Source organism: Pseudomonas yangonensis, from assembly GCF_009932725.1.
GTDB lineage: Bacteria > Pseudomonadota > Gammaproteobacteria > Pseudomonadales > Pseudomonadaceae > Aquipseudomonas > Aquipseudomonas yangonensis.
In genome coordinates, this window is sequence record NZ_BLJU01000012.1 from 138,025 (window position 1) to 163,050 (window position 25,026).

Consider the following 25,026-nt stretch of genomic DNA (forward strand, 5'->3'; position numbering starts at 1 on the left):
GTCACGGCAGAGGTTAACCGGGCTTTAGCCGGGGCGAGCCGAGCGTTCCACTTATGCGAAACAACCGAAGCCTTTACAGGCTCCGGTGCGCCTCCATCTGACGAATTCAGCCTGCAACCGTCAGGTTCAGCAGATGCCGCCACCGACACGGCGCCGGGGCCTGGCGGCCCGGGCGTCGTAGTCGACGAGGGGCATATCAGTCCACCTTGAAGCGGCTGACCAGTTGCTGCTGGTGGTCGGCCAGACGCGCCAGCTCGCGGCTGGTCACGGCGGTCTGTTCGGCGGCAGCGCTGACCTGGATGACCAGGTCGTTGATCTCGTTGACGTTGCGGTTGATCTCCTCCGATACCAGGCTCTGTTCCTCGGCCGCCGAGGCCACCTGGATATTACGGTCGCTGATGCTGGCGATGCCGTCGGCAATTTGCACCAGCAGGTCGCCGGCCTTGACCACGTTACTGGCGCCAGCCTGGGCCTTGTTCAGGGTTTCCTGCATGGAGCTGGCGGCACGGTCCGAGCCGCTCTGCAGGTTGCTGATCATCTGCTGAATGCTGACGGTCGAGTCCTGGGTCTTCTGCGCCAACTGACGGACTTCATCGGCGACCACGGCGAAGCCACGCCCCTGTTCGCCGGCACGCGCCGCTTCGATCGCGGCATTGAGGGCCAGCAGGTTGGTCTGCTCGGCGACGCCACGAATGACGTCGAGCACCGAGGAAATGGCATCACTCTCGCGCTTGAGCTCGACGATGATGTCGGCTGTCTGCTCGGCTTGCGTCGACAGGGCCTGGACCAGGCGCACGGTGCTCTCGATTTCGGCTTTGCCCTGCAGGGTGCTGTCATTGACCTGGCGTGACATCTCGGCCGCTTCGGTGGTGCTGCGTGCCACATCGCGAACGGTGGCACTCATCTCGTTGATGGCGGTGGCCACCTGATCCGTGCCCAGACGCTGCTGCGCGACGTTCTGGCTGGTCTGCAGGGCCACGGCCGAGGATTCCTCGGCGGCGGTGGCGACCTGAGCCGCGGCGCCACCGATTTCCTGGATCACTTCCTTGATCTGTTGGGCCATGTTGTTGAGGTTGCGTGCGATCGTGCCGAACTCGTCGCCACCTTCATAGCTCGTGTTGGCGGTCAGATCGCGCCTGGCCAGGGCGACCAGGGTGTCGTTGACATCGCTGACCGCGGATTTGATGTTGCGGATGATCAGCAGCGACAGCACCACCACGGCGGACAGCACGCCGAACATGGCAGCGATGGTCAGCCACAGACTGCTGGCCGCATCGTCACGTGCCTGGGTCGCCAGGTTGCCGACACTCTGGCCCAGTTCGGCTTCGACCTTGCCCATCAGGTCAATGCGGCTGGTGGAAAGCCTGAACCAGTCTTCTGGCTTGATGCCCAGCGGGTCGCCAAGCGGTTTTTCGAAGGCCAGACGCTGCAGGCGCGCCACCTCCTGCGAGTCGGGCTGCTGAAGCACACTGTCGAGCTCGCTGCGGAAGCTGGCCGAAGCGCGGCGCTGGAATCCGTCCAGATAGGCAGAGAATTCCCCCAGGTTGCGGCTGAAGCGCGACAGCAAGTCCGCATTGAACTGGTTCTGGTTGAATACCAGGCCCAGCAGCATGCGCTCGCGCCCGGCGCGCTCCTTCATTTCCACGAACTGGTTGAGGGCGCTTAGGGCCCGCAGGATCTGCGGGTCGTTGACGCTCGCCTCGAGAGAGTGGGTGTAGCCGACCAGGGACTTGATCAGATTGGTGTAGCGGGTGCCCGAGTCGGTGCTGCTCAGCGACAACGCATCGATCTGCGGGCGCAGCGCGGCGAGTTCGTCGAGCGCACGCAGGGCCTCGTCCATGCCGGAGGAGCCCTGGTCCGACAGGGCGCGCATCTGCGCGGTCGCAGCGTCGGTATCGCGGCGGTATTCGGCCAGTTTGTCGCCCATCGTTTTGCCGCTGCTGCCGAGGAACACGCCACTGGCGCCGCGTTCGCGTTGCAGTGAGGTGATCACGGCGCTGATCTTCTGCGCCGCACCACTGGCGGTCACGGTGTGATCCATTTCGGTCAGCGTGTGGTACTTGCCGGTGACGTAGACGCCGGCGAATGCCAGGAAACCAAGCAGCGGGAATATCAGTATGAGCAGTAGCTTCACGCTCAGCGGGGCATTTTTAAGCATCTGTGAGTTGCCTCATCGTCTTGATTTGAACAGTTGGCAGGCGAAGTTACGACGGTAGTTTCAGTACCAGGCTGGCGATTCAGAGGGCGACAGGGATTGGTGCCCACTCTGATGCTGTAGGGATGTTGTTTTTCGTGGCATCGGCTGCTGGAAGAGGCATGGACTTTGACCTGCAATTGATCGATGGCGGGCACCGGCCAGAACGGCTCTTCGCAAGGGGTGGCATAGTCAGCGTATCGTAAGTCAGGGGCGTTTCTTGAAAGAATTTCGTACGACTTTAGGCGTGTAGGTCGCTGCGAGCCGGGCGTTCAGGAAGCAGGTTAAAAAAAATGAATCGCAGGTCTTTGATCGGCAGCAATAAGTCGCTTTGCAAATTCAAGCCATTCATCGCCGAGCCGATAATGTCTCTGAGGATTCGTCGCCGTCTTCGCGCCTGATGAATCCACTATCCCGAGGGATTCATCGCATGAACATCAAACAAAAGCTGACTTGGGCATTTGCCGCTATCGCGTGCCTGCCCATCCTCCTGGTTGCCGCTGTGGTCATCTACAACCTGCGTGCGCAGGCTGAGGCCGACTTCCTTGATGGCAGCTCCCGCGAGATACGCCAGATCGACAACGCCATGGGTATGTTCTTCAAGGGCATCAGCGAGAACGTCGACTACCTGGCCAGTCTGCCGCAAATGACGGCCGCCCCGACCCTGAAGAACTATTCCTCGGCGGACGCGGCCAGCACCCCGCTGCCGGAGACCAACCAGGAACTGGAGCGCATTTTCGACCGTTTTGCCAAGTCCCATCCAACCACTGCCTACCTGTCCTACGGGCGAGTTGACGGCGGCTATGCCATCTGGCCGAGCGATCCTGGCCTCAGCAGCTACGATCCGCGCGTACGTCCCTGGTACAAGACCGCCATGGCAGAGCCGGGCAAAACGCAGCGCACCGCTGCCTACTACTGGGCCTCGGATGATGCGGTACTGATCGGGACCGTGCGTACCGTCACCGACGCACAGGGGGCGGTCGTCGGTGTCGTCGGTCTGGACGTATCGCTGAAGCAGCTCACCGATCTGGTCAAGCAGATCAAGATCGGCCAGACCGGCTACCTGATGCTGGTGGAGGGCAGCGGCAACGTCCTGGTCGACCCGCAGAACGCCGAGAACAACTTCAAGTCTCTCGCAGATCTGGGCGGTGACTACGCCCGTATGGCCGGTGCCGATGGCTTGCTGGAAGTGGAACTCAACGGCACCCGCTACATGGCCAACATTTGGTCTTCGCCGACGCTGGGCTGGCGCTTCATCGGCCTGATCGAGCGCGGCGAGGTAATGGCCAAGGCCAATGATCTCGCCTGGCAGGTTGGCGTGATCGTGGTGGTCCTGGCGCTGGTGTTCGCCATGGTGGGGACCCTGTTCGCCAGGCTCATCGTCAATCCGATTCGCAGCGTGGCTAGCGGCCTGGAAGGTATCGCGCAGGGCGAAGGCGACCTGACGCGCAGCCTGAACATCCAGGGCAAGGACGAAACGGCCCTGCTGGCGCGCTGGTTCAACCAGTTCCTCGGCACGATCCGCCAGCTCGTGCAACGCATCATCGAGGCCTCCGCAGCTCTGCGCCAGACTTCCGAGGATTCCACGCGCGTCGCCCAGGACATGACCGATGTGGCCGAGCGCCAACGCGGTGCAGTTGAAATGGTGTCGACGGCATTCAACGAGATGGTCGCGACCGCCAACGAAGTCGCGCGTTCGTGCAGCGAGGCCGCCACTTCGGCCGATGATGGCCAGCGCCAGGTACACGCCGGGCAGGCGCAGATCGAGGATGCCACCGACAGCGTGTCGCGTCTGAGTGACAACCTCAAGCAATCGGCGCTGGCGCTACAGGCGCTGGAACAGGACAGCCAGAACATCAACGCAATCCTCGGTACCATTCGCTCCATTGCCGAGCAGACCAACCTGCTGGCACTCAATGCCGCTATCGAAGCTGCCCGCGCAGGCGATCAAGGACGCGGCTTCGCGGTCGTTGCCGACGAAGTACGCGCCCTGGCGCAGCGCACCGCCGACTCCACCGGCGAGATCGACAGCCTGCTGGGGGGCCTGGCGCGCCGCACGCAGGAGGTGGCCCGGCAGATGCAGCACAGCCTGGAAATGTCGCAGGCCAGTGTCGAGCGCATCAGTCTGGCCAGCAACAGCTTCGAGCACATTCGTGGCGCCGTGGACCACATCCGCGATCAGAACACCCAGATCGCTACCGCCGCGGAAGAGCAGCATCAGGTCGCCGAGGATATCAACCGCCACATCGCGCAGATCCAGAGCGACGCCTTGCTGGTCGAGAATCTCGCGCAGTCGGCGCATCGCGATTCGCAGGAGCTGGCCCAACTGTCGGAACAATTGCATGGGCTGGTCGGGCGTTTCCGCACCTAGCCTCCCACCGGCGCCGCATGTTTCATGCGGCGCCATTCTCAGGCCTGCGTTTCAGGCCTTCCTGCATACCGCATCGCAATGCCTGGTGTTCTGCCGGGCACTGGCGTGGTCCATGGCCAGGGTTCTCCGACGCGCATCGGCAGGATGCTCCCAACTCGGCTACTCCTGACGAGCCTCTATCCAGTCACTGCCCTGGGCGGCACAGCCGCGATCATCTGAATGTCCGTGCACATGCCGATCTGCAATCGTGGGCTATGCGATCGCAGATCCAGGCGATGTTCAGAGGGAGGGGGGATTACCGGTGATGGTGAAACGGAGGTCGTTGCGCAGGCGCGGGGATTGTTGCCGAGCTAATCAGTCAGCGCCCTGCGGCTCTTTGCAAGCCGCAGGGCTGCATCGTTACAGCTGGAAGCGGGCGATGTTTCCGCGCAACGCCTCGCTGGTACGCGCGAGGCTTTCGCTTTCCTGCTGCGCATGCTGGAAGGCGAAGGCCGATTGCTCCGTACTGTCACGTACCGAGACGATGCCGCGGCTGATTTCCTCGGCCACAGCCGTCTGTTGCTCGGCTGCGGTGGCGATCTGCTGGTTCATGCCGTTGATGCGCTCGATCATGGCGACGATCCGCGCCACCGCTTCGCCAGCCTCCGATACACCGGAAACCGACTGTGAGCTGGAGCTCTGGCAGCGCTCCATGTAGCGTGAGGTTTCATCGGCGATCTTCTGCAGGCTGGCGATCAAGCCCTCGATCTCGGTGGTAGCCTCCTGGGTACGACGCGCCAGGCTGCGCACTTCATCGGCGACCACGGCGAAGCCACGCCCGGCCTCGCCGGCGCGGGCGGCCTCGATGGCGGCATTGAGCGCCAGCAGGTTGGTCTGGTCCGCTACCGACTTGATCACGTCGAGCACGCTGCCGATGTTGCTGCTTTCGGCTTTCAGCCGGCCCATGGCTTCGCTGGAGTTGTCGATCACCTGGGCCAGTTCGCCGATCAGGCTGACCGCATGCCCTGCTTTCTGCTGGCTTTGCGCTGCAGCCTCGTCGGCCTCGCTGGCGGCTTGTGCGGCGGACTCGGCGCTGCGCGCCACGTCCTGCACGGTGGCAGCCATCTCGTGAACGGCGGTAACGATCTGCTCCACTTCTCGCTGTGCCTGGGCCACGCTCTCGGCATTACGCAGGCTCGACTCGCTGAGCTCCTGGCTGGAATGGGCCACGGTGCGCGATGAGTTGTCGATGCCCTGAGTGACTTGGCGCAGGTTCTGTTGCATGCGTTGTAGCGCGGCGAGCACGCTGTTTTCCGCGCAGTTTACGGCTTGCTCCATGGTGCGCAGATCGCCCTCTGCCACGCGCTGTGCGATGCGGTTCAGATCGCTCGGCTCGGCGCCCAGGGCACCCAACAGGTAGCGGCTGATCATATTTCCCAGTACGGCCGCGATGACGAAGCTGAACACGGTGATGGTGATCAGCATGTTGCGCTGCTCTAGGTAGTGCGCCTCGTTGGCGAGTACCCGCTGGTTGGCGACGTCCGTGGTATGGATCAGGTACTCGTCGATGGTCTTGGTCAGCTCCTCGAGCAGGGGCGTGCACTGCTCCTTGACCATGCGCATGGCTTCGGCGTCGTTACCGGCGAACAGGTGTTCGGCGATGGTATGAGCGACCGGGCTGTAGCGCGATTCCACCTGCTCGATACGCGCCAGCATTTCACGGCCCGTGGCCGAGACGTCGCTATGCGTGCTCATTGCCTGACGCAGCGCTGCGATGCTGTCGACTACGTCCTTTTCGTGGGCAGCGATGAACGCGCGTTGTTGCGCCCGCTCCGCAGGGGCGCTGTTGAGCGCCAGATTGCGCAGGACGATGGCCCTGTCTTTCACTGCTTCGCTGACTGCACTGGCCAGGCGGGCGCGTGCTTCTACACCGTTGATATAGGTGGAGAATTCACGATCAGAGCTGGCAAGGTTGTAGAGAGAGACGCCGGCGATCAGCAGCATCAGAGCAAGTAGGCAGGCGTAGCTAGCATAAAGCAGGCTACGGGTGGAAAAACGAGCAGCATTTGAGGACATAAGCACACCTGCTATGAACGTGAAACGGCATAAGCGGAATCGCTCGAGTGCACGCAAGAGCAATGGCCGCGGCCTGTAAGGTGCATCCTGCACCAGCTGCAGTTCCTCGGCGGGATGTCAGCTGGCATGACGCTCCATGCGCCGGCCGGAGAATGGCTGGCATGGTCCTTCAACACTGGCCTCACCTGTCGCGAGTGAGGCCATGTGTCCTTGTTCATAGCAGAGAGGGGCCGGTGTATTGGCGCTTTTGCGCAACCCGGCCTGCGCTTCACTCAGGAAGCCCACTGTCAGTGGAGCGACCGTCATTATGAGCGAGTCTAGGACAGATATCGGCGCGGCGCTTCGCTACTTTAGTAGTGGCAAAATGATGTCTGTCGTTGCAGGTTCGGTGGGGTGGAGTTCGTAGAAGCTGTCTCTGCCTCGCGGCGGTTTGCTGCCGCCTCGTTCCGTTGCGCAAGAACGTTCAAGACCTGCTTCGGTGGCCCGGTTAAGCTCGGCAGCCCAAGGAGGTTCCATGTCCCGTCATCACGAGTTCACACAGGGCGCCAGCGATATGCTGCCAATGCTGCTCGGCGCCGCTCCATTCGGCATCATCTTCGGCAGCCTGGCTGGCGCTGCCGGGCTCGATCCCTGGCAAACCCTGGGCATGTCCGCCCTGGTATTCGCCGGTTCCGCACAGTTCATCGCCATCAGTCTGCTGGCCGGCGGTGCCGGCATCGCTGTGGTGTTGCTGACCACCTTCGTGGTCAATCTGCGTCATGCCCTGTACAGCGCCAGCATGCAGCCTCATGTGCGGCACCTGCCCAAGCGCTGGCGTATGCCTCTGGCCTTCGTTCTGACCGACGAGGCCTACGCGGTGGTGGTGCAGCGCTATGCCCGTGGTGACCAGGGCATCTATCGCCACTGGTATTTTCTCGGCGCGGCCTTGGCCATGTACTGCAACTGGCAACTTTGCACGCTGGTGGGGGTGCTATTCGGCCAGGCGGTGCCGAACATCGGCGAGTGGGGGTTGGACTTCGCCATGCTGGCGACTTTCATCGGCATCGTCGTACCCATGTTGCGCAACCAGCCACAGGTGGCCGCAGCCCTGGTCGCCAGCGCCGTGGCGCTGGCCTGCCATGCCTTGCCTTACAAGCTCGGCCTGATGGCCGCTGCAGCCAGCGGCATCGTGGTGGGTGTTTGGCTGGAGCGCCGCAAGCCGGCACTACAGGAGGAGTTGGTCTGATGGATATCTGGTTGCTGATACTGGGCATGCTGGTGATCACCTTCGCCACCCGCTACAGCCTGTTCGCCTTCCCTGACCTGCGGTTTCCTCCTCTGGTCAGGCAGGGACTGCACTATGTACCAACGGCCGTGCTCACGGCCATCGTGGTGCCCGGCATGCTGTTGCCGGACGGGCAACACTGGGCGCTGAGCTGGAACAACGCCTATCTGCTGGCGGGCCTCGCCGCCATCGCCATCGCGACGTTCACCCGGCATCTTCTGGCGACCATTGGCGGAGGGCTGCTGGTGTTCTTCCTGTTGCGCTGGGCGTTCGGTCAGTTGCCGATCTAGGGCGCTTGTCAGACCAGCGTGCTGACTTTCGGCTCACGCTGGTTCAGGCGCAAATAATGTTCGTTGGCCTTGAGCAGCAGCGCCTGGTCGTCGACGCTCAATTCCTCCAGCGCCTGGCCTTCGCCCTGGCTGCGGTAGAGGCTTTCCCCGAGGCGGCGCCGCATGCATTGATAGCGTTGCCGGCGCGGCTCAACCCTTAAGTTGAGCAGGTCGATGAAGGCGACCTGCATTTCGTCGCTTTGCCCGGTTTCCAGTGCGCTGCGCTGCAGCAGCGGGGTGTGGGTGAACGGGGAGGCCGAGAGCATGATGTGCTGGCATTGCTGTAACTCGGGGCGAGGCTCGCCATTGAGCAGCCAGTTGCCGCGCAGGTCTCGCTCCAGGGAAAGCTTGCGTTGGCCGTGGTTGTCGACCTTGAGCCAGAGGCGGCGGAAGCGCCAGCGTGCGTCGCAGTCGATCAGGTAGTTGGCAGCGATGCTGTTGCCCTTGATGACCTGCATGAGGTGGCTGGTGGCGTGAATGCCATGGGCATCCTGATTCAGGCGGAGCGTTTCCACGCCGGGGGTGTGCCTAGGTTTCCATACCAAGGTCTGCTGCATCGCTCGACTCCATGCCGGATGCCAAACAGGAGGGAAGGGCGGCTGCGCGCAGAACACGTTCCCTCGTGTTCAATGAGTTGTCGGCGCGCAGCATAAAGCGATGTCAGTGTGATGTCTGTCAGCTATTGCCGACAATTGCGCAAGTTTTTGCGCTACAGGTTCAGGCTTTGCGCTTGAGGGGTTGCAACTCGAATTTCACGCCTTCCAGGCCATGGGCCATCAGCGCACGAATGTTGCCGTGATCAGTGCCTTGCGGCGTTGCCAGTACGCTGCGGTAGTGTTCGCCAAAGGCGCGCAGCGCTTCGTCCTTGCTCAAGCCTTCCAGCAGCGCCAGCCCCAGGGTCTTGCAGGAGCCTTCGTTCTGCCCCGCAGCGTTTTCAACGTTGCCATTGCGGAAGGCGCTGGGCTGATAATCATAGTGCTGGGCAACGAATGCCAGGGTTTCGCTGAAGGCGTAATCGTCCTGCTGCAGGCGGCTACGCAGTTCGTTCAGAGCGGTCATTCATGCTTTCCTTTTGCAAAAGCGGCTTTCTGTTCGGCCGACGCTTCTTTCTGATACTTGGCCTTCCAGTCGGCATAAGGCATGCCGTAAACGGTCTCGCGGGCCTGGTCGGCGCTGACTTCGACGCCAAGGTCGTCGGCGGCTGCCTTGTACCATTTCGACAGGCAGTTGCGGCAGAAACCGGCCAGGTTCATCAGGTCGATGTTCTGCACGTCGGGACGGGTGCGCAGGTGCTGGACCAGGGCGCGAAAGGCTGCAGCTTCCAGTTCGAGGCGTTCTTGCTCGGTCATGGTGGGCTCTCCGGGGATGATGGCGGCGATGATAAGAGCGTCGCCGGGGAGCGACAAGGCCGCCCGATGACAGCCGTCAGCGATGACCAGCGAGGGTGATCGATACCGACTCGGCGAAACGCAGGGCGTGCGGCTTGTCCACTTCGACTTCGGCGTAACGCACAGCCTGGTGAGTCATGACCAGATCGAGAATTTCCTGAGTCAGGCGTTCGAGCAGGGCAAAGCGGTTGCCTTCGACGTGGGCGATGATCGCCTTGGTGATGGTGCGGTAGTTCAGGGCATGTTCGATGTCGTTGACCTGCACGGCATCGACCGCCGGGTAGAGGATGGTCAGGTTGATCAGCACGTCCTGCTTGTTGTTGATCTCCTCTTCTTTGATGCCGATGTAGGTGCGCAGGCGCAGGTCCTTGACGCGGATGCGCGCCATTCCGGGTTCCAGTCGCGGCATTAGTTGTTCCGTCCGATCAGTTGCAGGAATTCGTGGCGAGTGTTGCAGGACTCGCGGAACGCGCCAAGCATCACCGAGCTGCTCATCACCGAATTCTGCTTCTCCACGCCGCGCATCATCATGCACATGTGCTTGGCCTCGATCACCACGGCCACGCCAGCGGCGTTGGTCACACGCTGTATCGCATCGGCGATCTGCTTGGTGAGATTTTCCTGGATCTGCAGGCGGCGCGCATACATGTCGACGATGCGCGCCACCTTCGACAGCCCGAGCACCTTGCCGGTGGGGATGTAGGCGACATGCGCCTTGCCGATGAAGGGCAGCAGGTGGTGTTCGCACAGCGAGTACAACTCGATGTCCTTGACGATCACCATCTCGTCGTTATCGGACTCGAACAGCGCGCCGTTGACAATTTCCTCCAGCGATTGCTGGTAGCCATGGCAGAGGTACTGCATGGCCTTGGCCGCGCGCTTGGGCGTGTCGAGCAGGCCCTCGCGCTCGGGGTTTTCACCGAGGCCTACGAGAATCTCGCGGTATTGCTGGGAAAGAGGATGGCTCATGGCAGTGTCCTGAGCAGGCGCTTCACTTGAGGTGGCGGCCGCCGTTGAGGGTAAGGGTGGTTCCGGTTACGTAGGGGTTGTCCAGCAGATAGCGCAGGCTCTGATAGAAGGCTTGCGGGCCGGGTTCCTTGCCCAGCGCCGACTTGGCCAGAGCCTTGGCTCGGTAGGCCTCGTCATCGCCTTCGTTGAACATCAAGAGCGCCGGCGCGATGGCGTTGACCTTGATGCGCGGCGCCAGGCGCGCGGCAAAAGACAGCGTCAGGCTCTCCAGCCCCGCCTTGGTGGCGCAGTAGGCCGGACGATTGGCGGTGCCCTTGCGCACCACGTCGTCGCTGACATGAATGATGTCGGCGAGCTCCGACTGCAGCAGCAGATCACTGCAGTGCAGGTTGATCAGGTAAGGGGCGAGCATGTGCACGCTGAACAGTTGGCGGAAGGTTGTGGCTTCTTCGCCCGGTGCTTCGGCCAGCCATTGCGAGGCGTTGTGCACGATCGCACGAAGGCCGCTGCACTTGGCCTTGACCTGTTCGATGAAGGCGAGGATGCCGGCCTCGTCGCTGAAGTCGGCCTGCACCGTGATAGCGCCGCGCTCGCGCAGTCGCTCGATGCTGTCGCGCTGCTGGCGGTAGCTGACGATCACCGACTGACCCTCGTCGAGCAGGCGTTCGGCGCAGTACAGGCCGACTCTCTGGCCGGCGCCGGTGATCAGGATGGGATAGCTGGCAGCGCTCATGTGCGACTCGTGCAGATGAAAATGAAGGCCTGGTTCGTACCGCCTCGGGATACCTGACCAGTGGCAAGCGGCACTCACCAGACCGTGAATAAAGCTATACCAGAGTCGCAGGTTGTACAACCATGCGTGTCATGTGGATTTGCTATCAGATAAAGTTTATTTGCCTATTTGACTGACTTATAAGGCTTTTTATCGAAGCTGCGCAGCGAATTCTTTTTGTACTTTACCTGTACGTCTATTTGTTTTTGTACAGGTATTTCTGGCTTGTATAACGAAAACGGCCAGCACGAGGCTGGCCGATACGAAGTAAGGCGGGCAATTTCAGGATTTGCCGATGCTGGCGGCTCGTCTGCCGAGGCGTTGCGAGTAGTTGCCTTGCAGCCAGGGCTCCAGCAGGCGAGTGGAAAGCGGGATGAACAGGTAGGTCATCAGCGGCGTCAGGGCCAGCGTCGACAGAAGTACGCGGGCCACCAGCGAGAGGTCGGCGAGCCAGGGGCCGAACAGCAGGTTGAAGGCCAGGGACACCGGAAAGAACGCCAGCCAGATGGCCACGCTCTGTTTCCAGCGCGGCGGTTGGCGGTGAGCATTGCCGAACCAGGCGTCGAGACCCACTGCGCGTTTCTCCTGCGGTTGGGCGAAGAGTCCAGCGCCGCGCTGCAGCCAGGCCTGACGTGAAGCGGAATGCTCCCATGAGGCCATGGTCTGTTCGTCGCTGAAACGGAACACGATCTGAAATTCATCATCGCCGGCGGGCGGTGCCAGTACGCCGGAACCGAGGTAGCCAGGGAAATCGGTGGCCAGGTGCTCACCTTCACGCAGCCAGGCGATGAAGTCGTGATAACGGCCATTGGCGACGCGACGCGCCACCATCAGGGTAACGGGGGACATTGTGTATCTCCTCGAAAGTTGCCGTCGGCCGGGGTCTGGCGTAGGCGTGATCGAGCACGGGGTGACGTGCTCGATGAACAACAGCAAGGATTATTCCGGTTTTATCAGAATTAGCCAGTCCCGCCTGACGGGGCGCTGCCCGAGCGGGGCTACCGGCGCCGCCCCTTCTGAGGGCGCAGGATGTGCCAAATGGACGCAGGCGGTCGCTATTCTTCGAACTTTGGTGTAATCATCAAGCTAGCGGCGCCGCACGAGTCGATAGGCTGGGGCGATCAAGATCGTTATAACGGATCGAATGACAGGGACAATTATGCACTGGCTCAATTTGTATAATTTTTGCACAATGACTGCTTGCGGTGCTGGGTTACAATGCCGCCTTAATTCATTGCCGTGATGCCCGAAGCCATGCCTGAATTCGCCTCCGTCACATCGCTTGCGTCTAGTGCTTTGAAGCAGGAAGAGCTGTTCCCCATCCGCGAGGTCTCTCGTCTGACTGGCGTCAACCCGGTCACCTTGCGCGCCTGGGAACGGCGTTATGGGCTGATCCAGCCGACGCGTACCGATAGCGGCCATCGTCTCTATTCGCAGGCTGATATCGACGCGGTGCGCAGCATCCTGGCCTGGATCGAGCGCGGCGTGGCGGTCAGCAAGGTCGGCTCGATTTTGGCCAAGAGCGCCGCCAGTCGCAGTGTGGCCACGCCGGCTTACGATGACGTCAGCAGTGACGACTGGGGCCAGTGGCAGGATCAACTGCGCAGCGCGTTGCATCACTTCGACGAGCCTCGTCTCGAGCGCCTGTACGGGCAGATTTTTTCCTGTTATCCGCTGCCCGTGGTGTTTCAGGACATTCTGATGCCGATCTGGCAGGAGTTGCTGCTGCGTCAGGACGAGGTGGGGCAGCGTGGCGAGTGGTTGATGCTCGATGGCTTCCTGCGCGGGCGTTGCTGGCAGCGTTTGCAGCTGGGGCGAGGCGAGTCTCGTGACATTGTGCTTCTTGTGGCATTACCCAGCCACTGCCGCGAGCTGGAGTTGCTGGTTGCGGCCTTGCTGCTCGGCAGTCAGGACGTCGACATCAGGGTAATGGGGCCGGGAGTGCCGATGACCGATCTGGCCCTGGTCTGCGAACGCATAAAGCCGCAAGCTCTGGTGATTTTCAGCAATCTGCCGCCAGGTGAGGAATTTCCACGGCAACTGGGGCGCCTGGCGCTCGGCCTGGAATGTCCGCTGGCGCTTGCTGGTGACAGCGCCGATCTGGCTGAGGAAAGTCTTGCCGGCTCGCCCATCGCCTGCCTGGGTAACGAGGGGCGTATGATGCAGCGTCGCCTGCAGCAGTACCTCGCAGGTCATCTCGACACCTGAGACGGCCTGCAGGCTCGGATTTCAGTCGACGGTTGCGGTTTGCAACTGCTGCTCGCTGTGCCGATCGAACAGGTACTGGCGTAATGTTTGCTCATCTTCCGCATGCAGCGTCTGCAGGCTGTACGCGTAGCGCGTTTTGCTGACCCGTCTGACCAGCCGCGCGCGCAGTTGCACGCGATGTTCCTGAGGCAGGAGTAGCTGCAGCAACTGATCCTTGGCTGGTGTGCCAGCCTTGCTGTGTTCCACCAGCATTCCGCTATTGGACAGCTCCAGCGCCTGCAGGCCGCTGGGCCGTTCGCTGCTATCCAGCAGCACCAGCGCTGTGGGCAGGACCAGCCGCCACGGCCGCTCGCTCAGGCCTTGCTCGAAGATCAGCGGCGCTCCCAGCTCCAGGCGTGACTGGCTCTGTTCATCCTGGATAAGGCGCAGCGGAAAACTGAGGTGTTGATTATCGCTGTGGGTGTCCAGGCTCAGATGCTCCTCGTCGCCCAGACGGCTCAACAATTCACTGAGTCTTTCACCCAGCGTCAATTGCGGCGCTGCGCTCGGGCGCCGTGTATGCGGAGGCTTGGAGAGGGTCTGCTGGATGAAGTCCAGCTCGTCCTGGGTCAGCAGCGGGTCGCTTTGCATGGATTAGGTACTGCAAGGGGGCAAACCTTTTTGACTGCCGCGCTGGACTATAGTTTTAGCCGTTCGTCAGCTTTTCAGGCGTGCCAGCTCGGCCTTCAGTTCGGCCACCTCGATCTCCAGCTCGCGCACGCGCTGCTTGGCTTCGACCTGCTCGGTGACGTCTTTCTGGATACCGATGTAATAGGTCAGCTGATCGCTCTCGTTGAGCACCGGAGTGATCGACAGCTCGTTCCAGAAGGAGCTGCCATCCTTGCGGTAGTTGCGGATTATCTGCCGGCAGGGCTTGTTCGCCTTGACCGCATCGCGGATGGCTTGCAAGCCGATTTGCGCTCGATCACCCGCCTGCAGGAAGCGGCAGTCCTGATAGAGGATATCGTCACAGGGGTAGCCGGTCAGGCGTTCGAATGCTGCGTTGGCGTAGATCAGGATGTTGTCTTCGCCCTCCTGCTCGGCCACCACGATTCCGTCGTTGGAGGCGTCGACTACCAGTTGCAGCAGCTTGGCATTGATCATGGATGCGATTCCGCGAGAGTTGTGCGCTGCATTCTAAAACATCGGGTCGGGCTGTCCACTTGCGGCATAATGCGCGGCGTTTTTCCTGTTTCCGGAGTTGTCATGAAAGTCGCCATTGTCTCGGGCTCGGTTTACGGTACGGCCGAAGAAGTCGCACGTCACGCCGAGCGTCAGCTCAAGGCCGCCGGGCTGGAGGCCTGGTACAAAACGAACATGAGTCTCGATGAGTTGCTGGCTTTCGCGCCGGACGCCTTGCTCACCGTGACCTCCACGACGGGCATGGGCGAGTTGCCGGACAATCTGCTGCCGCTGTACAGCGAAATCCGCGATCGACTGCCGGCCTGGGCTGGCAAGCCGGCTGCGGTGCTGGCCCTGGGCGACTCCAGCTACGACACCTTCTGCGGCGGTGGTGAGATGATTCGCGAACTCTATGCCGAGCTGGGGCTGCGCGAGGTGGTCGAGATGTTGCGCCTGGACTCCAGCGAAACCGTTACCCCGGAGACGGACGCCGAGCCCTGGCTGCAAACCCTCGCGGTCGCGCTGAAGGCTTGATCTGCACCGGTGCGTTCAGTGTTGCTCGCGGCCCAGGGCTGGCCGGAGCGGCCGATAAGGGCAGCGAATAGGCCCTTATCGCACCAGGGGCATGGGCGCCTTGACCCGCAAAGCCATCAAGATGGCTGCCAGGGCAACTACCGCCATGCGGGCGCATGGCTAGACTGCGGACACCACCGACCAACAAGAACATCGAGGTGTCGCCGTGAATGCTCCGCTGAAAATCCCCGCTGTGAAAAATCAGGTCTCCGAAGCCGAATGGCGTACGCGCGTCGATCTTGCCGCCTGTTATCGACTGATCGCGCTGTACGGTTGGGATGACCTGATCTTCACCCATATTTCCGCCAAGGTGCCGGGGACCGAAGATTTTCTCATCAACCCCTATGGCCTGATGTTCCACGAAATCACGGCCTCCAGCCTGGTCAAGGTCGATCTGGCTGGCACCAAGCTGATGGACAGCCCCTTCGACATCAATCCCGCCGGTTACACCATCCACAGCGCGGTGCACGAGGTACGCCACGATGTGGGTTGCGTGCTGCACATCCACACCCCGGCCGGCATAGCCGTGTCTGCGCAGAAGCAGGGGTTGCTGCCGTTGTCGCAGCAGTCGCTGTTTGTCCTCGCCAGCCTGGCCTATCACGGCTACGAAGGTGTAGCGCTGAATCATGACGAGAAGGCGCGGCTGCAGGCGGACCTGGGCGACAAGAACTTCATGATTCTGCCCAACCATGGGCTGCTCACCGCCTTCGGCAACGTCGCCGATGCGTTCCTCGGCATGTTCATCCTGCAGCGTGCCTGCGAGATTCAGGTCATGGCACAGAGTGGCGGTGTTGAGCTGATCCATATCCCGCAGCAGATTCTTGACGGTGCGCGCGCGATGATCGCCGGGGTGATGAAAACGCCGCAGGGCATGGGCGGCTCGCTGCCCTGGCCGGCGCTGCTGCGCAAGTTGGATCAGCAGATGCCGGGTTACGACCAGTGAGCGAGCTGCCAGGTATCGCCCTGGACGAATGGCGCGCGCAAAGTCGGATGCTGGATTTTCGCGGCCACGCGATCCGTTACTGGGTTGCAGGTGACGCCGCGGCCGAACCGCTGCTGTTGATTCATGGGTTTCCCAGTGCCAGTTGGGACTGGCACCGCCTGTGGGCGCCGCTGGCTGCGCGTTATCGGTTGATCGCCTGCGACATGCTCGGTTTCGGTTATTCGGCGAAGCCTCGCGGCCACGCCTACAGCCTGCTGGAACAGGCCGACCTGCAGCAGGTGCTGCTGGCGCATATCGATGAACGACGGCCAATCCACGTGCTGGCCCACGACTACGGCGACAGTGTGGCGCAGGAGCTGATCGCGCGGCATCAGGACGGACAGCTGCGGGTGGCCAGCTGCGTATTTCTCAATGGCGGCCTGTTCCCCGAAACCCATCATCCGGTGCGCGTGCAGAAGCTGCTGCTTGGGCCGCTCGGGCCGTTGATCGGCCGATTGTTCTCGCGACGCAAGCTGGCGCAGAGTTTCGCGCGCATATTCGGCCCGCAGACCCAGCCCAGCGACGCCGAGCTGGACGCGCTATGGCAACTTGTGGAGCACAACAACGGCCCGGCTGTCATGCATCGGCTGATTCACTACATGCCCGAGCGGCGCCGGCAGCGGCAGCGCTGGGTCACTGCCATGCAGGAGACCGCCGTGCCGATGCGGGTAATCGATGGCGCCTTCGACCCGATCTCCGGCGCGCACATGGTGGCGCGCTACCGCGAGTTGATCGCTGAGGCTGACACCGTTCTGCTCGAGGGTATCGGCCATTACCCGCAACTCGAGGCTCCGTCTGCGGTACTCGAGCATTATCTTGAGTTTCGCGACGCAAGGAGCGCTCATGCGTAGACGTACCCTGCTAAAAGGCGCGGTGGTAAGCGGAGTTGCCGTAGCAAGCGCCGGCTACTGGGCTTTGCCAGCGGGCCCACGGCCGGCCGAAGTTAGCCTGGATGGAGCACGCCAGGTACTGGCGGAGCTGCAGGGCAGGGCGCTGCGAAGCATCAGCGGCTGGAGCCCGAGCGAGGTGTTCAATCACTGTGCCCAGAGCATCGACTATTCCATTGACGGCTATCCCAAGCTGAAGCCTGCCTGGTTTCGTCATACGCTGGGGGCTGCCGCGTTCGCCGTGTTCAGTGCTCGCGGCGCCATGCGCCATCCTCTCGATGAAGCCATTCCCGGTGCCGGCGCATTGACCGAGCCGGCCAGCCAGGCGCTGGCCCTGCAGCGGTCACGGGCAGCCTTCGAGCGTTTCGCTGAGCATCAGGGGGCGCTGCAGCCGCACTTCGCCTACGGTGCACTGGATCGTGCCGGATATGCCGAGGCGCATGTACTGCACCTGTACAACCACCTGAGCCTGATTCGCTTGGCCTGAATACACTCTGCAATAAATTCTTGTCGAACCTCCTGCCTGACGTGCCACTCAGTACCTGTGTCACTCACAGAAAAGTCGAGGTTACTCATGAACAACATGAACAAGAAGTTATCTGCACTGCTGTTGAGCGGGATTCTGGGCGCTATGGCCCTGCCGGCTTTTGCCGAAACCGAGTCCGATGGCACCAGCTCTCCAGGTCCGACCATGCCCTCCGCTCCTGGTGATGCACCGATGAACCCGGGCGATGATGGCGACGGCATCCCACCGGTACAGGGCCCTAACACCGACGGCAACCCGGGTGGTGACGGTGCCGGTTCCAATGGCACTGGTACGGGTTCTGGTACCGGCGGTAGCGGCACCGGTGGCAGCGGTACTGGTGGTACTGGTGGCAGCGGCTCCGGCTCCGGCTCCGGTAGCTGAGGCGCATAAGGTCGCATTATCGGCCGTCATTCAGGGGCCCCGCGCGCCTTGTGAAGCACGCGGGGCTGCCTGACACTCGGGACCATTCACAATCTGCCCGAGGAAGCTGTCGATGAGCGATGCCATCCGTTTCGAAGATCAAGTGGTCATAGTCACCGGTGCTGGCGGTGGCCTGGGCCGTGCCCATGCACTGCTGTTTGCCCGTCATGGCGCCAAGGTGGTGGTCAACGATCTGGGTGGTAGCACGCACGGCGAAGGCGCCAACGCCTCGGCTGCCGACAAGGTGGTTGAAGAGATCCGGGCCTTTGGTGGTACCGCGGTGGCCAACCACGATTCGGTCACCGATGGTGACAGGATCGTACAGACCGCGCTGGACCATTTCGGTCGTATCGACGTGCTGGTCAACAATGCCGGCATTCTGCGTGACAAGAGCTTCCACAAACTGGAAGACGCCGACTGGGACCTGGTCTACAAGGTTCACGTCGAAGGCGCCTTCAAGACCACTCACGCCGCCTGGCCGCATTTACGCGAACAGAATTTCGGCCGTGTGATCTTCACCTCTTCCACTTCCGGTATTTACGGCAACTTCGGCCAGAGCAACTACGGCATGGCCAAGCTCGGCCTCTACGGCCTGACCCGCACCCTGGCCATCGAAGGGCGCAAGAACAACATTCTGGTCAATGCCATCGCCCCGACTGGCGCCACACGCATGACTGAAGGCCTGATCCCGCCGCAGGTGTTCGAACAGCTTAAACCCGAACTGGTCAGCCCGTTGGTGGTGTATCTCGCTAGCGCGGCATGCCAGGACACCGGCGGCCTGTTCGAAGTTGGCGGCGGCTGGATCGGCAAGGTGCGCTGGGAGCGCAGCCTGGGTGCAGGTTTCGATCCAAAGTCCGGATTCAGCCCGGAGGACGTCGCAGCGAATTGGCAGCGTATCTGCGATTTCACAGGTGCTGCGCACCCGGCGGACAACGTCGAAGCGCTGAAGGAAATGATGGCGAACCTGCAGAAGTACGCGCTCTGAGCAACATGCGAATGGACAAGGGCCGACAGCGATGTCGGCCCTTTTCTTTTCCGCTGCAGGCCCCCACTTTCGTCGGGTGATACGGCCGCGCAGCGAAGCTAAGCTGGGCGCATAACCAAAAAAAGGGAATGACCGATGCGCCGTCTGCTGCAGTTGCTGCCCATCGTCCTGCTTGCCGCCTGTTCCACCCCGGGAGCCTTCTTCGGTGCCGTGAAAGGCGAAGCCTTCGCGCCTCATGTCCTCAGTGACGAAAATCATGCCCTGGTCTATCTGTACCGCCCGCGCAACGACTGGGCCGATCAGGAGTTGGAGGCGCCCGGGCTGTTTCTCGACAACCAGCTGATCGGCAGCCTGCCAAGCAATGCCTACCTGGTGCTGGAGTTCGATGCCGCCAGCTACAAACTGGAAATGCGCCGCCCGCTGGCCGGCAGCTTCTGGACGCTGCTGGCCGACGGGCCATTCGATTTCACCGTGATCGCCAGCTTTACTCTCGACGCCGCAGTCGGCGCCACCTATTACCTGCGTTACGACGAAGATGGTCCGCCGCCCATGGGCGGGGCGCTGGAAGGTGGCGGTGATGGGCCCTTGCAACTGGTGTCGGCCGAGCTGGCACAGGCCGAGCTGGGTGCGACCCGCCAGGTGCAGCCGATGGCCCGCATCGCCGCCAGTGAGCAGGAACCGGAGCGCCCGCAGCGCGGTTTCTGGCGCTCGATCGGCGAGGCGCTGGACAAGGTCGGCATCTGACCGCAAGCAGCCGCGGGAGTAGTACCCGGCTGTTACCTGTCGGAAGAAACAGGGGCGAATAATGGCGTTCGTTCCACCTACCTTCAGGAGACGATCATGGCTGCCAAGAAGATTCTCATGCTGGTCGGCGACTACGCCGAGGATTACGAAACCATGGTGCCGTTCCAGGCACTGCAGATGGTCGGCCACAGCGTGCATGCCGTTTGCCCGGACAAGGTCACCGGACAGACGGTACGCACCGCCATCCACGATTTCGAGGGCGACCAGACCTACAGCGAGAAGCCGGGGCACAATTTTGCGCTGAACTTCGATTTCGCCAAGGCGCGCGCCGAGGATTACGACGCCCTGGTCATTCCCGGTGGCCGCGCGCCGGAATATCTGCGCCTCAATGGCGAGGTCGTGGCATTGGTGAAGGCGTTCGCCACGGCTGAAAAACCCATCGCTGCCGTCTGCCACGGGGCCCAGCTGCTGGCGGCCGCAGGTGTGCTGGAAGGGCGCGAATGCAGCGCCTATCCTGCCTGTGCGCCGGAAGTGACATTGGCCGGTGGCAAATACGTGGATATTGCGGTGGACCAGGCGCATGTGCAGGGCAAGCTGGTCACTGCTCCGGCCTGGCCAGCGCACCCGGCCTGGCTGGCGGCGTTTCTCAAGGTGCTTGGCACGGAGATCCGCCTTTAACCCACGTAGCCCGGATGCGATCCGGGGTCGCACCATTTCCGGCATCCCGGATTGCATCCGGGCTACGAGGCTAGTGAGGAGATAAAGCGGATGTGCGAGCTCTATGTAAAGGCTGACCCCATCCTCTACGAGTCGCGCTCGCGTTCACTGCGCATCCGCGGCGTGGTGACCACCCTGCGCCTGGAAAACCAGTTCTGGGACATCCTGCGCGAAATCGCCGAAGTCGATGGCATGACCACCAACCAGCTGATCGCCAAACTCTACGAGGAGGTCATGGATTTTCGTGGCGAAGTGGTCAACTTCGCCTCGTTCCTGCGCGTCAGCTGCACCCGCTACCTGGCGCAGAAGGCAGGGCGACAGGTGCCGCTGCGGATGGTTGGCGCAGCCGGTTGAATCACTGGTACATCCAGAAGTTCGGATGTTCCTGCAGGCTCGGCGTGGCTGCCTGTTGGGTCGGTTGGGCGGGCTGGAAGAAACGCTTGATCAGGCTCATGCGGGGTTACTCCTGTAGGGGCTGGTGAACAGGCCTGCATCATCGAAAAAGCGCTTCTATTTAGAAAACGGATTATCCCTATTTCTTCAATTGGATAAATCTATGTCGTTCGCCGAAACTGCAGTCCGAATCGAGACGGCCAGACATCGGCGGTCGCCCCCGGGCGCAGAGGACGCTGGCGGTGAGCAAACCAGGGCATCGGCGGATTGCTCAGTGCGCGCGTCCAGCCGAGTCTGTCAGCCGACCTGCGCAACCCAGTCGTTGAGGTTGTAGTAGTTGCTGATGCGCGCGACCTTGCCGTTCCTGATTTCGAAGAAGGCGCCGGCCGGCAGCACGTAGGCCTGGCCGTTGGCCGGTGGCAGACCTTCATCGTCGGCCAGGTATTCACCGTGCACCACGAATTCGGCGGCGGCGCGGTCGCCGGCCGCGTTCTGCATCACCACGATGTCGGCCAGGCGCTCACGGTAGCAGCGGTTCATCTTGTCCATGAAGGCGGCGAAGGTGGCCTTGCCGACCTGACGTTCACCCTGGTTGATGTCGTGCACCACGTCCTCGGCCAGCAGGTCGAGGAAGGCGGGCATGTCGCCGGCATTGAAGGCGGCGTAGTAGGCCTGAACCAGTTCGGTGGCGGTCATGGCTAAGTTCCTTTCGTAGCGTGGTTAGTGGTGGGGTTGGCACGCATGATAAGTTCGCGCCTTCGTGCCGGCATAGCCGCCGGCGTCACCTTGCTGCTGGCGAACGACTCCAGATGGACATCGAATTGCTCCAGGGGCCGCAGATAGCGCCCCACATCGAAGACCTGGCGCATTTGCGGATCACGGTCTTCCGCGAATTCCCCTACCTCTACGACGGCAGCCTCGATTACGAGGCCGAGTACCTCGACACCTACGTGCGCAGCGCCGATAGTCTGTGCGTGCTGGTGCGCGACAATGGGCGCATGGTCGGTGCGTCCACGGCGCTGCCGTTGGCTGACGAAACCGTGGAATTCCAGCAGCCGTTCCTCTCGGCAGGCTGGGATCCCGCGCGTATCTTCTACTGCGCCGAGTCGGTGGTGTTGCCAGACTGGCGCGGCCGTGGCCTGGGCGTGCGCTTCTTCGCCGAACGCGAGGCCCATGCGCGCAAGCTGGGTCGTTTCCACTGGTGCGCCTTCTGCGCCGTGCAGCGCCCGGCCGATCACCCGCGTCGGCCCGCGGACTATCAGCCGCTGGACGCCTTCTGGGCGCGCCGCGGCTATCGCCATCATCCCGAATTGCACACCCAGTACCACTGGCGTGACTTGGACGAAGCCGAGGAGTCGGCCAAACCCATGTCGTTCTGGCTCAAGGAACTCACCTGATGATCAAGCTTGCCGCCTGCCAATATCACATCGACCTGCTGACGAGCTGGGACGCCTACGCCGAACATCTGACCACCTTGTGCGAGGAGGCGGCCGGGCAGGGCGCCGAGTTGCTGCTGTTGCCGGAATACGCCGGCCTGGTGCTCACCGGGCAGTTACCGGAAGCTGAGCGCAGCGACCTGCACGGCTCCATCGCCGGCATCCAGGCCCTGCTGCCGCGCTGGCTGGAACTGTGCGAAAGCCTGGCGCGCCGGCTCAAGGTCTATCTGCAACCCGGCTCGGTGGCCGTGCTGGATGATGATGGCGTCTACCGCAACCGCGCCTGGCTGTTCGGTCCGGACGGCTGCCTGGGCAGTCAGGACAAGCTGATGATGACGCGCTTCGAGCTGGAGCAGTGGCAGATCGCGGCGGGCAGCGGGCTCAAGGTGTTCGACACGCCGCTGGGCAAGCTGGGCATTCTGATCTGCTACGACAACGAGTTCCCGCTGCTGGCGCGCACCCTGGCCGAGGCTGGCGTCGATCTGATCCTGGCGCCCAGCTGCACCGATACCGAAGCGGGCTTCCATCGCGTACGCATTGGTGCCCAGGCCCGTGCCCTGGAAAACCAGATTGCCGTGCTGCAGTCGCCCACGGTCGGCCTGGCACCCTGGTCGCCGGCACTGGACGAGAACATCGGCCGCGCCGCGCTGTACGTGCCGTCGGACTATGGCATGCCGGCCAATGGCGTGATCGCCGAGAGCGAGGAGCTGTGCCCCGTGCGCAGCCATTGGCTGATCTGCGAGCTGGACCTGGCCGAGGTACGCCGCGTGCGTGAGCAGGGCCAGGTATTCACCCGCCGCGACTGGCCGCGGCAGTTCGAAGGCGGTCGGCTGGTGCTGCGGTGAACGCTCCGCAGTCACCGGATTCCCCGCTGGCCGCCTACCAACGGGCGCTGGCGGGCGGTTTCGTCGCCGATGCCGCGCAGTGCCGTGCCGTGGATGCGCTGCAGCACTGTCATGAGGCTGTGCATCGTGGTGAGCGCCCACTCGGCGTCTACCTCTGGGGGCCGGTCGGGCGCGGCAAGACCTGGCTGATGGACAGCTTCTACAACAGCCTGCGCGTACCGGCACGGCGGCAGCATTTCCATCATTTCATGCAGTGGGTGCATCGCCGCCAGTTTCAGCTCACCGGCAATGCCGATCCGCTGCGCCTGCTGGCCGAAGAGCTGGGGCGCGAAGTGCGCGTGCTGTGCTTCGACGAGCTGTTCGTCAGCGATATTGGCGATGCCATGCTGCTCGGTCGCCTGCTCAGCCTGGTGGTGGAGCAGGGCGTGGTGCTGGTGGCCACCTCCAACCAGCCGCCGGCTCAGCTCTATGCCGATGGCTACAACCGCGAGCGCTTCCTGCCGGCCATCGCTGCGCTCGAGGCGCACATGCAGGTGGTGACCGTGGACGGCGAGCAGGACCATCGTCTGCATCCCGGTACCGAGGTGCAGCGCTACTGGGTGCAGCAGCCGCAGGCGCTGGCTGAGCTTTTCGCTCGTCTGAGCGAGGGGCAAAGCGTCAGCCGCGAGCCGGTCGAACTCAGCCATCGCCGTATCGAAAACCTCGGCCATAGCCCGGCAGCGCTCTGGTGCCGCTTCCGGGAACTGTGTGAACGGCCGCTGGCCGCGCCGGATTTCATCGAGCTGTGCGAGCGCTTCCCGGCGATTCTTCTTGGTGAAGTGCCGTGCCTGGGTGGCGAGCAACGCGAGGGGCGTATCGCCCGTGGCACCGAGGACGGTGCCGAGCGGGTCGACGCCGGGGATCGGCAACTGCCGGCGCTGTCGCGTAACGACGATGCGGTACGCCGTTTCATCGCCCTGGTCGACGAGTGCTACGACCGCCGCGTGCCGCTGTATATCGAAGCCGAGGTGGCGCTGGATGAGCTGTACACCCAGGGCTACCTCGGCTTTGCCTTTCGCCGCACGTTGAGCCGTTTGCGCGAGATGCAGCTGGAGCGTTTTGGCGCTCCAGCCAAGCGGACGGGTGCCTAGACCGAATCCTCCGCCGCCTTGCCGGCCGGGTTGTCACGGGTCGGCATGGCAAGAATTTCGGGCAGCACTTCACGGGCGAATACGTCATGCAGGCGGCGCAGCTCGGCCACTGGATCGAGATGGTGGTCGACGCGGATGTCCCACAGTGGGTACTCCTCCCGATCGACCACGTAGATCACTGCCGAGGATTCGCCATGGCGGTCGCCACCGCACTGGTCACCGGCCGCCAGCGCCTCGATCAGACGCTCGATCAGCGGGCGTTCTTGCGCCTGGCGAAAGGCCTCGGCTACCGCTTCGAGCACCTGTGGGCCGACCAGGCGATTGCCCTGTACTGAGAACTGCTCGCCGCTCAGCGAACCGGCCCAGGGAATGCATTTCTCGCCTGTCCAGCAGACCGTATCGCCCTGGGCGTCGATCAGCGCGCACTGGCGCAGTTCCATGCAGGGATCGGTGTCCTTGAGTCGCTCCAGCGCATCCTGCGCCGAATGCCCCTGGCGCAGCAGCGCAAGACCGTCCAGGCCCAGATAGGGATTGACCTGCGCCTGGGTCGCCACCGCGCCGACGCCGGCCGCCGCGTGGCTGAGCAGCTTGCCCACGGCGGGCATGGCGGTGGCCGCGGCGACACCGAACTGACCGCTGCGCGGGCAACGGGCGATGATGGAAAAGGTCATGGCGAC

At 62.6% G+C, this 25,026-nt stretch carries 29 protein-coding genes and 2 pseudogenes; 17 read left to right on the plus strand and 14 right to left on the minus strand.

Translation table 11 applies throughout. The features are described 5' to 3' along the window. Window positions 1–196: 196 nt before the first annotated feature. Entirely contained in the window at window positions 197–1,063 is an 867-nt protein-coding gene (locus GYB81_RS25220) for a methyl-accepting chemotaxis protein (RefSeq protein WP_438810711.1), read from the minus strand. After that, window positions 1,058–2,158 (minus strand): annotated as a pseudogene (locus GYB81_RS25225) (nitrate- and nitrite sensing domain-containing protein); the annotation flags it as partial. The gene GYB81_RS25220 and the pseudogene GYB81_RS25225, both read right to left, overlap by 6 nt. A 466-nt stretch (window positions 2,159–2,624) precedes the next feature. Here GYB81_RS25225 and GYB81_RS25230 point away from each other — a divergent pair. Both GYB81_RS25230 and GYB81_RS25235 read left to right on the plus strand, forming a co-directional pair. Further along, window positions 2,625–3,710 (plus strand): annotated as a pseudogene (locus tag GYB81_RS25230) (cache domain-containing sensor histidine kinase); the annotation flags it as partial. Between the two features lie 126 nt (window positions 3,711–3,836). Next, window positions 3,837–4,565: a methyl-accepting chemotaxis protein gene (locus GYB81_RS25235; protein WP_438810712.1), complete on the plus strand. Its 729-nt coding sequence runs from the start codon at window positions 3,837–3,839 to the stop codon at window positions 4,563–4,565. Between the two features lie 399 nt (window positions 4,566–4,964). Here the strand turns inward: GYB81_RS25235 and GYB81_RS15340 are convergent, their stop codons facing one another. Then, on the minus strand, window positions 4,965–6,620 hold the full coding sequence (locus GYB81_RS15340; RefSeq protein ID WP_161865163.1) for a methyl-accepting chemotaxis protein: 1,656 nt from the start codon (window positions 6,618–6,620) through the stop codon (window positions 4,965–4,967). Window positions 6,621–7,134: 514 nt separating this feature from the next. On the opposite strand from GYB81_RS15340, the gene GYB81_RS15345 reads away from it, so the two are divergent. Then, the gene (locus tag GYB81_RS15345; RefSeq protein ID WP_161865162.1) at window positions 7,135–7,845 is read left to right on the plus strand and encodes an AzlC family ABC transporter permease; all 711 of its coding nucleotides are present in this window, start codon (window positions 7,135–7,137) and stop codon (window positions 7,843–7,845) included. Further along, window positions 7,845–8,174 carry an AzlD domain-containing protein gene (locus tag GYB81_RS15350; RefSeq protein ID WP_161865161.1) on the plus strand — a complete coding sequence of 110 codons (330 nt, stop codon included), beginning with the start codon at window positions 7,845–7,847 and terminating at the stop codon, window positions 8,172–8,174. Before GYB81_RS15345 ends, GYB81_RS15350 begins: the two co-directional genes overlap by 1 nt. A gap of 8 nt (window positions 8,175–8,182) precedes the next feature. Here the strand turns inward: GYB81_RS15350 and GYB81_RS15355 are convergent, their stop codons facing one another. The 7 genes from GYB81_RS15355 to GYB81_RS15385 form a co-directional block, all read right to left on the minus strand. Then, window positions 8,183–8,770 (minus strand): putative glycolipid-binding domain-containing protein, encoded by a 588-nt coding sequence (locus tag GYB81_RS15355; protein ID WP_161865160.1) that lies wholly within the window; start codon window positions 8,768–8,770, stop codon window positions 8,183–8,185. A 160-nt stretch (window positions 8,771–8,930) separates the two neighbouring features. Continuing rightward, window positions 8,931–9,272 (minus strand): HopJ type III effector protein, encoded by a 342-nt coding sequence (locus tag GYB81_RS15360; RefSeq protein WP_161865159.1) that lies wholly within the window; start codon window positions 9,270–9,272, stop codon window positions 8,931–8,933. Continuing rightward, window positions 9,269–9,562 (minus strand): DUF1244 domain-containing protein, encoded by a 294-nt coding sequence (locus tag GYB81_RS15365; protein WP_161865158.1) that lies wholly within the window; start codon window positions 9,560–9,562, stop codon window positions 9,269–9,271. The genes GYB81_RS15360 and GYB81_RS15365 overlap by 4 nt, the downstream gene beginning before the upstream one ends. 76 nt (window positions 9,563–9,638) lie before the next feature. Then, complete coding sequence (gene folX / locus GYB81_RS15370) at window positions 9,639–10,010, minus strand: dihydroneopterin triphosphate 2'-epimerase (RefSeq protein WP_037003250.1); 372 nt, start codon at window positions 10,008–10,010, stop codon at window positions 9,639–9,641. Continuing rightward, window positions 10,010–10,570: a GTP cyclohydrolase I FolE gene (gene folE / locus GYB81_RS15375; RefSeq protein WP_024309110.1), complete on the minus strand. Its 561-nt coding sequence runs from the start codon at window positions 10,568–10,570 to the stop codon at window positions 10,010–10,012. Before folE ends, folX begins: the two co-directional genes overlap by 1 nt. Window positions 10,571–10,592: 22 nt before the next feature. Continuing rightward, window positions 10,593–11,303: a dihydromonapterin reductase gene (gene folM / locus GYB81_RS15380; RefSeq protein WP_161865157.1), complete on the minus strand. Its 711-nt coding sequence runs from the start codon at window positions 11,301–11,303 to the stop codon at window positions 10,593–10,595. 321 nt (window positions 11,304–11,624) lie between these two features. Beyond that, window positions 11,625–12,191: an antibiotic biosynthesis monooxygenase gene (locus GYB81_RS15385; RefSeq protein ID WP_161865156.1), complete on the minus strand. Its 567-nt coding sequence runs from the start codon at window positions 12,189–12,191 to the stop codon at window positions 11,625–11,627. Window positions 12,192–12,596: 405 nt separating this feature from the next. Here GYB81_RS15385 and GYB81_RS15390 point away from each other — a divergent pair, with 405 nt between their 5' ends. Beyond that, a complete protein-coding gene (locus GYB81_RS15390; RefSeq protein WP_161865155.1) occupies window positions 12,597–13,550 on the plus strand; it encodes a MerR family transcriptional regulator in 954 nt (317 codons plus the stop codon). Between the two features lie 21 nt (window positions 13,551–13,571). Here GYB81_RS15390 and GYB81_RS15395 read toward each other — a convergent pair whose 3' ends face one another. Then, complete coding sequence (locus GYB81_RS15395) at window positions 13,572–14,180, minus strand: PilZ domain-containing protein (RefSeq protein ID WP_161865154.1); 609 nt, start codon at window positions 14,178–14,180, stop codon at window positions 13,572–13,574. A 66-nt stretch (window positions 14,181–14,246) separates the two neighbouring features. Beyond that, complete coding sequence (locus GYB81_RS15400; protein WP_161865153.1) at window positions 14,247–14,693, minus strand: PAS domain-containing protein; 447 nt, start codon at window positions 14,691–14,693, stop codon at window positions 14,247–14,249. Between the two features lie 102 nt (window positions 14,694–14,795). On the opposite strand from GYB81_RS15400, the gene GYB81_RS15405 reads away from it, so the two are divergent. The 9 genes from GYB81_RS15405 to GYB81_RS15445 all read left to right on the plus strand — a co-directional run bounded on the left by GYB81_RS15405 (window position 14,796) and on the right by GYB81_RS15445 (window position 20,899). Continuing rightward, window positions 14,796–15,245 carry a flavodoxin gene (locus GYB81_RS15405; protein ID WP_161865152.1) on the plus strand — a complete coding sequence of 150 codons (450 nt, stop codon included), beginning with the start codon at window positions 14,796–14,798 and terminating at the stop codon, window positions 15,243–15,245. A 205-nt stretch (window positions 15,246–15,450) separates the two neighbouring features. Beyond that, window positions 15,451–16,227, plus strand: coding sequence for a class II aldolase/adducin family protein (locus GYB81_RS15410; protein WP_161865151.1), 777 nt, complete (start codon window positions 15,451–15,453; stop codon window positions 16,225–16,227). Further along, the gene (locus GYB81_RS15415) at window positions 16,224–17,117 is read left to right on the plus strand and encodes an alpha/beta fold hydrolase (RefSeq protein ID WP_161865150.1); all 894 of its coding nucleotides are present in this window, start codon (window positions 16,224–16,226) and stop codon (window positions 17,115–17,117) included. The genes GYB81_RS15410 and GYB81_RS15415 overlap by 4 nt, the downstream gene beginning before the upstream one ends. Then, window positions 17,110–17,640: a DUF1569 domain-containing protein gene (locus tag GYB81_RS15420; RefSeq protein ID WP_161865149.1), complete on the plus strand. Its 531-nt coding sequence runs from the start codon at window positions 17,110–17,112 to the stop codon at window positions 17,638–17,640. The genes GYB81_RS15415 and GYB81_RS15420 overlap by 8 nt, the downstream gene beginning before the upstream one ends. Before the next feature lie 87 nt (window positions 17,641–17,727). Beyond that, entirely contained in the window at window positions 17,728–18,060 is a 333-nt protein-coding gene (locus GYB81_RS15425) for a hypothetical protein (protein ID WP_161865148.1), read from the plus strand. A 112-nt stretch (window positions 18,061–18,172) separates the two neighbouring features. Next, window positions 18,173–19,084: an SDR family oxidoreductase gene (locus GYB81_RS15430; protein WP_161865147.1), complete on the plus strand. Its 912-nt coding sequence runs from the start codon at window positions 18,173–18,175 to the stop codon at window positions 19,082–19,084. 135 nt (window positions 19,085–19,219) lie between these two features. Further along, a complete protein-coding gene (locus tag GYB81_RS15435) occupies window positions 19,220–19,828 on the plus strand; it encodes a DUF2846 domain-containing protein (RefSeq protein WP_161865146.1) in 609 nt (202 codons plus the stop codon). Window positions 19,829–19,921: 93 nt separating this feature from the next. Continuing rightward, window positions 19,922–20,506 (plus strand): DJ-1/PfpI family protein, encoded by a 585-nt coding sequence (locus GYB81_RS15440; protein ID WP_178101802.1) that lies wholly within the window; start codon window positions 19,922–19,924, stop codon window positions 20,504–20,506. A gap of 90 nt (window positions 20,507–20,596) precedes the next feature. Beyond that, window positions 20,597–20,899, plus strand: a complete 303-nt coding sequence (locus GYB81_RS15445) for a ribbon-helix-helix domain-containing protein (RefSeq protein ID WP_024309095.1) — start codon at window positions 20,597–20,599, stop codon at window positions 20,897–20,899. 336 nt (window positions 20,900–21,235) lie between these two features. Here GYB81_RS15445 and GYB81_RS15450 read toward each other — a convergent pair whose 3' ends face one another. After that, a complete protein-coding gene (locus GYB81_RS15450) occupies window positions 21,236–21,634 on the minus strand; it encodes a nuclear transport factor 2 family protein (RefSeq protein WP_161865144.1) in 399 nt (132 codons plus the stop codon). 113 nt (window positions 21,635–21,747) lie between these two features. On the opposite strand from GYB81_RS15450, the gene GYB81_RS15455 reads away from it, so the two are divergent. Genes GYB81_RS15455 through zapE form a run of 3 tightly spaced genes read left to right on the plus strand, consistent with a single transcriptional unit; the run spans window position 21,748 to window position 24,349 of the window. After that, a complete protein-coding gene (locus GYB81_RS15455; RefSeq protein WP_161865143.1) occupies window positions 21,748–22,335 on the plus strand; it encodes a GNAT family N-acetyltransferase in 588 nt (195 codons plus the stop codon). Beyond that, window positions 22,335–23,219, plus strand: coding sequence for a carbon-nitrogen hydrolase family protein (locus GYB81_RS15460; RefSeq protein ID WP_161865142.1), 885 nt, complete (start codon window positions 22,335–22,337; stop codon window positions 23,217–23,219). The genes GYB81_RS15455 and GYB81_RS15460 overlap by 1 nt, the downstream gene beginning before the upstream one ends. Next, window positions 23,216–24,349 (plus strand): cell division protein ZapE, encoded by a 1,134-nt coding sequence (zapE, locus tag GYB81_RS15465; protein WP_161865141.1) that lies wholly within the window; start codon window positions 23,216–23,218, stop codon window positions 24,347–24,349. Before GYB81_RS15460 ends, zapE begins: the two co-directional genes overlap by 4 nt. Here zapE and GYB81_RS15470 read toward each other — a convergent pair. Next, window positions 24,346–25,020: a DUF1028 domain-containing protein gene (locus tag GYB81_RS15470; RefSeq protein WP_161865140.1), complete on the minus strand. Its 675-nt coding sequence runs from the start codon at window positions 25,018–25,020 to the stop codon at window positions 24,346–24,348. The genes zapE and GYB81_RS15470 overlap by 4 nt on opposite strands. Window positions 25,021–25,026: the final 6 nt, after the last annotated feature.